This window comes from Vibrio sp. A2-1 (assembly GCF_021728355.1).
GTDB lineage: Bacteria > Pseudomonadota > Gammaproteobacteria > Enterobacterales > Vibrionaceae > Vibrio > Vibrio splendidus_K.
Map to the genome: position 1 here is coordinate 26,095 of NZ_JAKKCO010000004.1, position 12,240 is coordinate 38,334.

Annotated in this window: 12 protein-coding genes; 1 reads left to right on the forward strand and 11 read right to left on the reverse strand. The window is 44.1% G+C overall.

Going from position 1 to position 12,240, the window contains the following annotated elements; genetic code table 11:
* Window positions 1-30 precede the first annotated feature (30 nt).
* From pyrF to L3V33_RS14655, 11 genes are all read right to left on the reverse strand, one after another.
* Window positions 31-726, reverse strand: a complete 696-nt coding sequence (pyrF, locus tag L3V33_RS14605) for an orotidine-5'-phosphate decarboxylase (RefSeq protein WP_017078954.1) — start codon at window positions 724-726, stop codon at window positions 31-33.
* A gap of 122 nt (window positions 727-848) precedes the next feature.
* On the reverse strand, window positions 849-2,024 hold the full coding sequence (gene lapB / locus L3V33_RS14610; protein ID WP_237290705.1) for a lipopolysaccharide assembly protein LapB: 1,176 nt from the start codon (window positions 2,022-2,024) through the stop codon (window positions 849-851).
* A 12-nt stretch (window positions 2,025-2,036) separates the two neighbouring features.
* Window positions 2,037-2,309: a lipopolysaccharide assembly protein LapA domain-containing protein gene (locus L3V33_RS14615; RefSeq protein WP_004734544.1), complete on the reverse strand. Its 273-nt coding sequence runs from the start codon at window positions 2,307-2,309 to the stop codon at window positions 2,037-2,039.
* Window positions 2,310-2,438: 129 nt separating this feature from the next.
* Window positions 2,439-2,723, reverse strand: coding sequence for an integration host factor subunit beta (gene ihfB / locus L3V33_RS14620; protein ID WP_017073307.1), 285 nt, complete (start codon window positions 2,721-2,723; stop codon window positions 2,439-2,441).
* Window positions 2,724-2,844: 121 nt separating this feature from the next.
* Window positions 2,845-4,515 (reverse strand): 30S ribosomal protein S1, encoded by a 1,671-nt coding sequence (gene rpsA, locus L3V33_RS14625; RefSeq protein ID WP_017057038.1) that lies wholly within the window; start codon window positions 4,513-4,515, stop codon window positions 2,845-2,847.
* A gap of 106 nt (window positions 4,516-4,621) precedes the next feature.
* On the reverse strand, window positions 4,622-5,302 hold the full coding sequence (gene cmk, locus L3V33_RS14630) for a (d)CMP kinase (RefSeq protein ID WP_017060237.1): 681 nt from the start codon (window positions 5,300-5,302) through the stop codon (window positions 4,622-4,624).
* A gap of 292 nt (window positions 5,303-5,594) precedes the next feature.
* On the reverse strand, window positions 5,595-6,341 hold the full coding sequence (gene kdsB, locus L3V33_RS14635) for a 3-deoxy-manno-octulosonate cytidylyltransferase (protein WP_004736427.1): 747 nt from the start codon (window positions 6,339-6,341) through the stop codon (window positions 5,595-5,597).
* Window positions 6,341-6,520, reverse strand: coding sequence for a Trm112 family protein (locus L3V33_RS14640; RefSeq protein ID WP_004736429.1), 180 nt, complete (start codon window positions 6,518-6,520; stop codon window positions 6,341-6,343). The genes kdsB and L3V33_RS14640 overlap by 1 nt, the downstream gene beginning before the upstream one ends.
* Window positions 6,501-7,508, reverse strand: a complete 1,008-nt coding sequence (lpxK, locus tag L3V33_RS14645) for a tetraacyldisaccharide 4'-kinase (RefSeq protein WP_237290706.1) — start codon at window positions 7,506-7,508, stop codon at window positions 6,501-6,503. The genes L3V33_RS14640 and lpxK overlap by 20 nt, the downstream gene beginning before the upstream one ends.
* Before the next feature lie 14 nt (window positions 7,509-7,522).
* Window positions 7,523-9,271 carry a lipid A ABC transporter ATP-binding protein/permease MsbA gene (msbA, locus tag L3V33_RS14650; RefSeq protein WP_237290707.1) on the reverse strand — a complete coding sequence of 583 codons (1,749 nt, stop codon included), beginning with the start codon at window positions 9,269-9,271 and terminating at the stop codon, window positions 7,523-7,525.
* A 31-nt stretch (window positions 9,272-9,302) separates the two neighbouring features.
* Window positions 9,303-11,630 carry a DNA internalization-related competence protein ComEC/Rec2 gene (locus tag L3V33_RS14655; protein WP_237290708.1) on the reverse strand — a complete coding sequence of 776 codons (2,328 nt, stop codon included), beginning with the start codon at window positions 11,628-11,630 and terminating at the stop codon, window positions 9,303-9,305.
* A 17-nt stretch (window positions 11,631-11,647) separates the two neighbouring features.
* Between L3V33_RS14655 and L3V33_RS14660 the strand changes: the two genes are divergently transcribed.
* The gene (locus L3V33_RS14660) at window positions 11,648-12,160 is read left to right on the forward strand and encodes a DUF2062 domain-containing protein (protein ID WP_017078948.1); all 513 of its coding nucleotides are present in this window, start codon (window positions 11,648-11,650) and stop codon (window positions 12,158-12,160) included.
* Window positions 12,161-12,240 lie beyond the last annotated feature (80 nt).

Sequence of the window (12,240 nt, forward strand, 5' to 3'; positions counted from 1 at the left end):
TTCTTATTTGAATAGCTTTCTGATGCAAACCTAAGCTAGCGTACCGTTGATCTCTGCAAGTACAGCGGCAGGGTCTATCGCTTGAGTGATAGGGCGACCGATAACAAGGTAGTCAGAACCTGACTCAATCGCTTTAGAAGGCGTCATGATTCTCTTCTGGTCACCAACATCAGCACCTACAGGACGAATACCAGGAGTTACTAGCTTGAATTCTTGGCCAAGTGCACCTTTCAGTAAAGACGCCTCTTGTGCCGAACATACAACGCCGTCTAAGCCTGAGTTTTTAGTCAGAGATGCCAAGCGCATCACCTGCTGCTGTGGCTCAAGATCCAAACCAATACCCGCCAAGTCAGATTGCTCCATACTAGTCAGTACTGTCACGCCAATTAGCAACGGACGATCTTTACCATACGGTTCCAAAATTTCGCGAGACGCCGTCATCATGCGCTCACCGCCACTTGCATGTACGTTCACCATCCAAACGCCTAATTCCGCGGCAGCTCGCACAGCTTTTGAACATGTGTTCGGGATGTCGTGGAATTTAAGATCCAAAAATACTGAGAAACCACGTTTATGCAATTCACGAACAAATTCAGGACCAAACAAGGTAAACATCTCTTTGCCCACTTTTAGACGGCAAGATGCTGGGTCAATACGATCAACAAAGGCTAACGCATCCGCTTGGTTATCATAATCCAATGCTACAATGATTTTTTGGTCGTTCATTTCATCTCCTAACGCAGTTAACTTTCTACAAAATATTTATACCAATCAGGCCATAAATAACAGTCATAAAAATGCAGCCCGAAAGCTGCAATTAATAATTTGGTCTTAAAATGACCACAAATCTATTCACCATCAAGCCCACGAATAGGCTTGATCGTTCCCCACCCCTTACATGAAGGGCAGTGCCAATACATTGAGTGTGTTGAGAAACCACACTGACGACAACGATAATGAGGCTTAACCTTAAGTTGTTCACCAACCATAGATTGAAGTGTGGTTAAGCTGTCTTTCGCACGACCTTCTTCTGCTTCCGCTAGGTGATAATCGATTAATCGATAAAAACCCTTCATGGTTGGATTTTTGACTAGCTGCTTTGTTAGTAGCTCTTGAGCAGAACCAACATCTTCATGGTGAGCAACCAATTGAGCGAGCATCAGTTCAGCGGATACACCAGCTTTATTCTGAATACAAGCTTTAAGGAACTCGACCAATTGAGCTTCTTGCCCAAGCTTGTGGTAACACTCAGCAAGGGTTGGCAACACCTCACTAATAAAGTCGATATCTTGCTCGAGTACCGACTCCAAACAATCGATTGTCTTTTGGTAGTCTTCGTTCGCTAAGTGGAACTTGCCTAGAGCAATACTAGCACGAACACATTTAGGGTCTTCAGAAAGTGCCTTTTTGAAATGCTGAAGCGCTTTAGAGCGATTACCATCGGCTTGCTCTTGCATCGCAAGTTCACACCAGAAATGTGCAACGGTCACGCGCATCTTCATTTTCTTCTTACCGAGCTTAACTAGGATATTTCCGTAATGAATAGCCTTGTTCCACTCTCGAGTTTGCTGATAAATAGCAACCAACTGCTGTAGAGCACCCTCTTTGTGATCGGGTTCTTCTACAAGCTGTTCAAAGATTTTTTCGGCGCGATCAAGAAAGCCAGAGACCATATAATCTTTAGCTAATTGTTGTAGTGCGAGGTTTTTCTGATCGAGAGTAAGCCCCGAACGGGAGATAAGATTTTGGTGGATACGAATAGCACGGTCGACTTCACCTCTAGAGCGGAACAAGTTGCCCAAAGCTAAGTGAGTATCGATGGTTTCATTGTCGACTTGAAGGAGTTCAATGAAGTGATCAACCGCTTTGTCAGACTGATCTGACAGTAATAGGTTCAAACCCGTCACGTATTGACGGGAAATCTGGTGTGATTGTTTCTGTTTTTCTTGCTGAGCATTACGATTACCCATATACCAACCGTAAGCGGCGGCAATAGGTAAGAGCAAGAACAGTAACTCTAACATCAAATAAGACCTTTAAGCTTTGGTATCAGCAGCTACCTGCTTTGATTGCTTATTGAGTTGTTTCTTCAAACGATGAATTCGCAGTTGAGATCGCATGTGCATATTGCCGAAGACTAACCAAGCAAGACCAAAACCTGAAACAAAGACAACACCTAACAAGCTTGATAGGTGGAAATCACCTTGCGCTAGCAGATAGTTGAAATTCACACTTGTTTGGTTTTGAGAGCCTAAAGCCAGTGCAATTAGGAAAAGTGCGATAACGGCGACTATTTTTATAATTTTCATAGTTCATCACTCATTGGTTAGTTAGCTGTACGATTATGCAGGAAAATTACTAATCAGACCACCATATTATGGTCATAAAAAAGCGGCATACATTATAGTATGCCGCTTTTCTTAATTCCGATAAGTAGTCTACAGTCCTGAGTTTACTCGTTCGCGTAGCTCTTTACCTGGTTTAAAGTGAGGAACGTATTTGCCTTCCAACTCAACCTTGTCACCAGTTTTAGGATTACGTCCAACACGAGGTTCACGGAAATGCAGAGAAAAACTGCCAAAACCGCGAATTTCGATTCGATCACCACTTTCTAGTGTTGAAGCCATGTGCTCTAAAATGTCTTTTACAGCGTCTTCAATTTCTTTTGCAGAAAGGTGCGTTTGCTCAGCGCACAGTCTTTCAATCAATTCAGACTTAGTCATAGTTACCCTCGTTGGTTTTCTTTTTAGAAATTATAGACCTATCGGAAAAATAAGCAAAAAAAAAGGAGCCTTGCGGCTCCTTTCTTGGCTATATAGCTATAATTCTCTTAATGAGAAGCTATTATTCGCCTTTAGCAGCTTTGAATGCGTCTGCCATTGCGTTACCGAACGCGCCTTCATCAGACTTGTTCAGTGAAGCCATTGCTTCTTGCTCATCAGCTTCATCTTTAGCTTTGATAGATAGGTTGATTACGCGGTTCTTACGGTCTACACCAGTGAACTTCGCTTCAACGCTGTCGCCAACGCTTAGGATTAGAGATGCATCTTCGATACGGTCACGAGAAACTTCAGAAGCGCGTAGGTAACCCTCAACGCCTTCGATTAGCTCGATAGTAGCGCCTTTCGCGTCAACTGCAGTTACAGTACCGTTTACAAGAACACCTTTCTTGTTGTCAGCAACGTATGCGTTGAACGGGTCGTTTTCCATTTGCTTAACGCCAAGAGAAATACGCTCACGCTCTGCATCTACTGCTAGAACAACAGCAGAGATTTCGTCGCCTTTCTTGTATTCACGTACAGCTTCTTCGCCGGCAGCGTTCCAAGAAATGTCAGATAGGTGTACAAGACCGTCGATACCGCCTTCTAGACCGATGAAGATACCAAAGTCAGTGATAGACTTGATCTTACCAGTAACTTTGTCGCCCTTAGCTTGCATTTCTGCAAATGACTGCCATGGGTTAGCTTTACACTGTTTCAGACCTAGAGAGATACGACGACGTTCTTCGTCGATATCAAGAACCATAACCTCAACTTCGTCGCCAACATTAACAACTTTAGAAGGGTGGATGTTCTTGTTAGTCCAATCCATTTCAGAAACGTGTACTAGACCTTCAACGCCTTCTTCGATTTCAACGAAGCAGCCGTAGTCAGTTAGGTTTGTAACACGACCAGAAAGTTTGTGACCTTCTGGGTAACGCTTAGCGATTGCTACCCATGGATCTTCGCCAAGTTGCTTAAGACCTAGTGAAACACGAGTGCGCTCACGATCGAACTTAAGAACTTTAACTAGGATTTCGTCACCAACGTTAACGATCTCTGATGGGTGCTTAACACGCTTCCAAGCCATATCTGTGATATGTAGAAGACCGTCAACACCGCCAAGATCAACGAATGCACCGTAGTCAGTAAGGTTCTTAACGATACCTTTAACTTCAGTACCTTCTTGTAGAGTTTCAAGAAGTTCGTCACGCTCAACACTGTTTTCAGATTCGATAACAGCACGACGAGAAACAACAACGTTGTTACGCTTCTGGTCTAGCTTGATTACTTTGAACTCTAGCTCTTTGTTTTCTAGGTGAGCAGTGTCACGGATAGGACGTACGTCTACTAGAGAACCAGGAAGGAAAGCACGGATACCGTTAAGTTCAACAGTGAAACCGCCTTTAACTTTACCGTTGATGATACCAACAACAGTTTCAGCTTCTTCACAAGCTTTCTCAAGTACGATCCAAGCTTCATGACGCTTAGCTTTCTCACGAGAAAGTTGAGTCTCACCGAAACCATCTTCAACAGCGTCTAGAGCTACGTCTACTTCAGCACCAACTTCAACTTCAAGTTCGCCAGCAGCGTTCTTGAATTGTTCAGCAGGGATAGCAGATTCAGACTTAAGACCAGCATCTACAAGAACGAAACCGTTCTCGATAGCTACTACAGTACCTTTAACGATGCTGCCTTGTTGGAATTCAGTTTCAGATAGAAACTCTTCAAAGAGTTGAGCAAAAGATTCAGTCATTATTTAATCTTCAATAATTAAACGTCCATGGGTATCCTACCGCATGGGGTTGATAAATTCGCCGGTCATCATCCTTGCGACCAACGTTCGTACTAGCTCGGCGAAATTACCCAGCCAGTTTCGATTCAATATAGTGTAGTGCTTTTTCTACTACCTGCTCAATATTCATTGAGGTGGAATCAAGCACTAGAGCATCCTCTGCAGGGCGAAGTGGCGCCACTGGGCGATTACGATCTCGGTCGTCTCGCTCTTGGATCTCGCTCAAAAGGTCGTCAAATTTAACATCTAACCCCTTCTGTTGCAACTGTTTAAGGCGGCGACTCGCACGCTCTTCAGCACTTGCATCTAAAAATATTTTCGCTTCAGCTTCAGGGAACACAACCGTTCCCATGTCACGGCCATCAGCAACCAAACCAGGTGCCGCGCTGAATGCGCGTTGACGACGAAGCAATGCTTCACGAACGCGAGGTAAAGCTGCTACTTTTGAAGCTGCCATGCCGGTTTCTTCTTTGCGAAGTTCACCAGACACATCTTCACCTTCTAGGATAACCTTAACTAAGTCGCCTTCAGCAATAAACTGCACGTCTAAGTGTGTCGCAAGCGGTACTAAAGCATCTTCTGATTCAGTATCCACACCATGGTGAATTGCCGCTAAAGCCAATACGCGATAGATCGCGCCTGAGTCTAGAAGATGAAAGCCTAGCTTATCTGCTAGCAACATACACAGGGTACCTTTACCTGCACCACTTGGTCCATCAACCGTAATCACTGGGCTTTGAGAAGGCATCTTTTACTCCACGTTTTGTCGTAAGTTTTATTCTGTACTAGCGATTCGCCACTACTTTATAGGCGGCATATTATAGAGAAAAATTGGAAGTCGAGCGAGGTAAATCTCAGATAATTCCGAGTTGATGATGCATAAACCAATGCAACCAGCCCAATATCCGTTTGCTTAGGTCAATAAGACACGCACGCGCTTTTCGATAGCGCACTTTTCGATAGATAGAAAAAAGCCTTGCAACTAGCAAGGCTCATGAATTTGCATTTTGTAGAGCAAAGAAGAAGTAGCTCCAAGAAGCTTAGCCAATAATAGCTCGAACCGCTTCTAAGTCTTCAGGCGTATCAACACCAGCAGCAGGCGCCTCTTCTGCAACTGCCACATGAATTTTTTCACCATACCAAAGTACACGTAACTGCTCTAGGCACTCAATACGCTCAAGTGTACTTGGTTCCCAATTGATATAGGTATTGATAAAACCCGCACGGTAAGCGTAGATGCCAATGTGACGAAGCAGTGGAGATTCCGCTGCTGTACCGTTGTTCGCGTAAGCATCGCGATCCCAAGGAATAGTAGCTCGGCTAAAGTACAAGGCATACCCATCTTTGTCCGTCACAACTTTTACGGCGTTAGGATTAAACACTTCATCAGCATGAGTAATTTCCACACCGAGTGTTGCCATCGGAGCTGTACTGTTCGCAAGATTGTTAGCAACCTGATTAATGATCGCAGGTGGAATAAGTGGCTCATCACCTTGAACATTCACGATAATATGATCATCAGGAATCTTCATAACTTCAATCACTTCAGCTAGGCGTTCAGTACCTGACTCATGATTCGGTGATGTCATACAAACGGTCGCGCCAAATGCTTTAGCCGCTTTTTCAACTCGAGCGTCGTCGGTAGCGATAATAACGTTATCGGCACCCGCTTTCATTGACTGTTCGTATACCCATTGAATCATCGGCTTTCCACCAATGTCAGCAAGCGGCTTCCCAGGTAAACGGCTCGATTGGTATCTCGCAGGTATAACAACCGTATAAGACATTACTTACCCTCATCCATTGAAACGGTGCGAGCTTCAGGTTCTAAAAGAACAGGAATACCCTCTTTAATTGGGTAAGCAAGGCGATCAATTTTACAAACAAGCTCTTGCTTATCCTTGTCAAAAGTTAGTTTACCTTTACATACAGGGCAAGCAACGATCTCAAGCAGACGGTGATCCATAGTATTCCATAACCTCTTTTATTCTTTTTAAAATTTGCTGTTGCGAATCTTCATCAAACTGCGCAGAAACTGGAAGATACCACCAGTTATCTTGAGCATATTCTTCGCATTTTACAGCGTCTTTTTCTGTCATAATCAGATTCATACCTTTCTTAGCTAAGGCATGAAGTTCATCTTTATCAAAATCTTGATGGTCGGCGAAGCCCTGTGTGAAAACCACATCACCATCAAGATCTTCCAATGTTTTAAAAAAGCGTGGTGGGTGGCCAATACCAGCAAAAGCCACCAACTCCTGTAGTTCTGCTACCGATATTTTCTGACCGGTCTTTAGGTTAACGGCTTGGCTTGGTAGCAAAGACATAGAGAACTCTCGTCCTTGCACTTTACCGCCATTGTTAACCAAAAAGTCTACGTCATCTAAACGAGATATAGGCTCTCTTAGCGGACCTAAAGGAATTAGGCATTCGCTACCAAAGCGTCTTGCACCGTCGATAACCGCAAATTCAATATCACGTTCAAGTGCATAATGCTGAAGGCCATCATCCGTGATGATGACATCAACCCCTTCGCTCAACAAAGCCTTTACCGCGTTTGCACGCACAGGATCGACTGCGACAGGTGCACCCGTTCGCTTTCGAATTAAACGAGGTTCATCGCCAGAGTGTTCAGCAGGCGTGTTTTCATCCAATACTAACGGGTAGCTTGGCGCTTTTGCCCCATAACCTCGAGAAACCACTCCAGGTTTAAAGCCGTTAGCTTGAAGCACCTCAACTAACCAAATCACAACCGGTGTTTTACCATTGCCACCAGCGGTAATATTACCAACAACAATTACTGGTAAGGGCGGACGGTAGGTCTCTTTTTTACCGAATAGATAGGCGTCACGTCTTTGACCGCTGATCATTTTGAAAAGCAGACTCAATGGCCACAGTAGCGGCCAAAGAAGGTATTTTAACGGATGATTGTTAAACCAAATCTTTTCGATCACAACAAGACCTAATCTTATCCGCTGAACTGAATTCGGTGCAGTTGCGCATAAGCGCCATCATGCGCAATTAGCTCCGCGTGTGCACCTCTTTCTACAATACGACCATCATCAACCACTAAGATCTCATCGGCTTGTTCAATAGTAGAGAGTCGGTGTGCGATAACCAATACTGTCTTGTCCTTTTGCAGCTCTTCTAACGCAGATTGGATCGCTCTCTCTGATTCAGTATCCAAAGCCGATGTAGCTTCATCAAGAATCAATACTGGAGCCTCTCTTAACAACGCTCTTGCAATAGCAATACGTTGTCTTTGGCCGCCAGATAGGCTTGCCCCATTCTCACCAACAATCGTATCAATGCCGTTTTCCATGCCTTCGATAAATTCAGTAGCATGAGCAAGCTTAGCCGCGTGTTCGATCTGCTCGCGAGAATATTTAGCTTCTGCTGCGTAAGCAATGTTGTTGGCTACCGTATCGTTAAACAGGTGTACATTTTGAGAAACAAGCGCAAAGTGCTCACGTAGGTTCCTCAATTCGTAATCACGAATGTCGTGGCCATCAAGTTCGATAGAGCCTGAGTCTACATCATAAAAACGAGTAAACAGGTTCGCAATAGTACTCTTGCCCGAACCTGATCGGCCGACAAGTGCAACGGTCTTGCCTTTCGGTATATTAAAACTGACCTTATCAAGCGCTGGTTTCTCAGCACCTTGGTAAGTAAATGTCACATCTTTTACTTCGACTTCACCCGCTACGGTTTCAGGCTTCAACGTACCTTTATTTTGTTCCGTATCTAGATCCATCAAACCAAATAGGGTCGTACTCGCTGCCATACCGCGTTGGAATTCAGACGTTACATTGGTTAAGGCTTTCAGGGGGCGTAGTAAGCCAAACATCGCGGAGAACACAACGGTAAACGTACCTGCTGTTAGCTCAGCTTTAATTGAATCAACACTCGCGAGATAAAGAACAACAACAATCGCGATAGAGGCAATCATCTGAATAATTGGGTTAGCGGCAGCTTGAGCCGTCACCAGCTTCATGCTTTGTTGGCGCATCTGGTTGCTAACCGTATCAAAACGGCCTCTTTCTAGCTCTTGACCACCGTAAGTTAGAACCACTTTATGACCTTTCAGCATTTGTTCTGCTGAAGAAGCAACATGTCCCATGCTGGTTTGCATGTTCTTAGAAATTTTTCTGAATCGCTTTGATACAATACTAATTGCCCAAGCAACAAAAGGAGCGACAGCAAATAGAACTAAAGACAACTGCCAGCTATTCCAGAACATCAGCGTCAACAAGCCAATGATGCTGGCACCTTCACGCACAATACTGACCAAAGCCTTACTGGTTGCTGCAGAAACTTGTTCTGAATCGTAAGTAATGCGAGATAGCAGTGCGCCCGTCTGCTCTTTATCAAAGAAAGATACCGGCATGTGCATAAAGTGACTGAATATTTTACGACGAATCTCCATCACCACGTTGCCAGAGACCCAACTCAAGCAGTAGGTTGAGACGAAGCCACTCACACCACGAATGAACATCATGGCAAAAATAATAATAGGGAGAGTGCGTAAAAAATCAGACTCAGCGTTACCAAAGCCTTCATCAAGTAAAGGCTTTAGTAAGGAAATCATATAGGTATCAGAGACGGCATTTATAATAAGCGCAATAACCGCAACACCAAGGCCGGCCTTATACAGTCGAATATAAGTCCAAAGTCTTTTAAATGTGACCCAGGTAGTTTCATCTGTTTGTGTTGACATAGAATCGCTTAATTTTCTCACAATAATCTATCTATTCTACTCCCTTACGAAGCATCTGCCTATACCACTGCCTGCCTTGTTGTTCTCTAATCGTATGATATTTCCAACCTTCCTTACTGATAGTGATGGTTATTTGTCCGCTTTCTCCGGTATCAAGCCAAGCACTACCCGTTTCATGATAACGTTCAATCACAGATTTGCTGGGCATTCCCCACTGATTACCTTTGGCCAAAGAAGCAATTGCTAGCTGAGGTGAAACTGCCTCAATAAACGGCTTAATCGACGACGAATTACTACCATGATGCGGGACAAGCATCACGTCGCTCTTGAGCCGCTGACCTTCACGAGCAAGTAGCCACTCACTTACCCGTTCAATATCACCAGTTAGCAACATCGAGAACTCAGAATTGGGCTCAAAAATCCTGACCACACACGAATGTGGGTTGTACGCCCTCTTTACTCTTTGAGGTGGCCATAAAACCTCAAACTCTAGACCCTGCCAGTTCCACACCTCTCCAAAAGTACATGTTTGGATATTCGACTGAACTTGAACAGTAGATTTTGTTTGTTGATTGATGTTCTGACTGGCTCTTATCCACTTAGGATTGTAGTTTTTAAGTAACGCCGGATAGCCACCAGCATGGTCAGAATCGAAATGACTCACTATCACACCTTCCACCTCATGAACTCCTCTCTGACTCAAGGAGGGAATCAGCAAGGATTCAACAATCGAACCTCCCTGCCACGCGTTGCCGAGATCGTAAACAACGACCTGATTGTTCTTTTCCAAAACTAAAGACAACCCATGCCCTACATCCAAGATATCGATTGTTAATTTGTTTTGCTGCTTACCGAACTCCCACCACAATACAAACACTGCAATGACCAATATTGATAGTGTTCGTTTGAGATATCGACTGACGAACCCGAAAAATAAGATGAGGAATACAGACAACGCCATACTGTGATTATCAACTTGAATCCAAAATCGTTCAGAGAAAGGAAGGCTAAATACGAGAGGATCAAGCGACAAGTCGACCAACATCCATAGCTGTTCAGAAAAACCATTACTTAACGCTGTTAAACTAATCACCTCCGGCACTGACTCCAATATTAAGCTAAGTAACATCGCAAGAAACAGTAGCGGGATCGTCACCATTGATACCCAAGGCAAAAGGATCAAGTTGTAGAGAACAGAGACTAGACTCACCCCTTTAAAAAACAGTATCGAAAAGGGAGCAATAAGAAATGTCAGCATCAGCTGAATCTTGATGAGCTGCCGCCATCGATCGATAAGAGTGGCATTTGAAGATGATGGCCGACTATTCAAGGCGATATAAATAACGGCACCCAACGCACCAAAGGATAGCCAAAAGCTACTCGACAATGCTGAAAACGGCCAAATCAGCAGAACCACGCACAGGCTTAAGACGACATACCGAAGCACACTAATATTTTGCCCACGCCACAAGAAATAGCTCGCGATAATACACATCACTAAAGCTCTCAAGGTTGGCAGCGTGAATCCGGCAAACCAACTGTAGAAATAGGCTAAGCCGAGACCGAATATTGTGGGAAACCAAAGAAATGAAGGTGAGAGTAACCTGAATATCTTTCCTACCTGATAGCCGATACCAAAGGCAATCCCAATATGTAGCCCCGAGATAGCCATCAAGTGAATCAAACCACTGCTTTTGAGCAAATCCCAACGCTGAGGATGGATAAGGTCTCGATAACCAAAACTCAAAGCCATAATGAGGTCTTGATTTGCTAACTCACTTAACCTTTCAAGACGGTTTTCAAACCAATGAGACCGCATGTTGGTATTGGTGTGAATTCGATATTTGGTATCGGCCCTGTAAGTTACATTGGCAACCACACCGGTGCTAAACAAATACTTTTCTAGATCAAAGCCTGCTTCATTGAGTTTACCCCACACTGGTTTTATTGAGACAGATAAATAGACATCGTCCCCGAGCGTCAACTTAAAAGGAGTAAACAAACGCAATTTTATCAATTGGGGAAAGATTAATTTTTCGCCGCCAATTGATCTGGCTACTATTACGCTTTCAAAACCGTGGCTATTTTCACTAAAAAGGCTAACAACCGAAGCATTTATGGTAGTATTCTGCCCTGATTGGAACAAGCGACTCGTTTGTATTTCAATCGCATTCCCTATGCAGATAACTAGTATCAATGCTGTTGCTAGACCTCTTGCACTCCGGAAAGCGCTATACTTTGTTGATGCTAGCAGTAACAACAGCATCAATGGTGCCCAAACCCAATGTGGCATCACAGGCCAGAAGCTGGCAGACACAACTGTCGCAGCAAATGAAATCAAGAACCAAGTGTTAAACAAGAGAGTAGCTTCCTCCTATGCCAAGAAAGTTTATCAAACGATTTATGCCTGACCATGAGCTAATCAAACGTCAGAAAGCATTGAAAGTTTTTGGCAATGTTTTGTACAACCCCAACTTATGGTGCCTTAATCGTCGCTCTGCGGCTGGTGCGTTCGCTGTTGGGTTATTCATGGCGTTTGTCCCTTTACCAAGTCAAATGATTATGTCTGCAGGTCTTGCGGTCGCATGTGGTGTTAACCTACCACTGTCTGTCGCACTGGTTTGGATCAGTAATCCTGTGACTATGCCGGTGCTGTTCTACTTTGCTTATAAAGTAGGCGCGTTTGTGATGCATGTGCCGCCTCAAGCCTTTCATTTCGAACTGTCTTGGGATTTCATCTTGGCGCAAATGAGCACCATAGGACCTCCGTTCCTGCTGGGTTGTCTGATTTGTGGTGTGGTTTCTGCAATGGTTGGCTACTTTGGTATTCGCGGGTTATGGCGTTACTCAGTAGTAAGAAGCTGGAAGAAGCGACAAGCAAGGTACTGAACGACCGTACCCTGTTATTCAATCTATCCTTGTATGCGCTTCACTTAAAACGTACACAAGTTAAAATCAGATGAGCCACT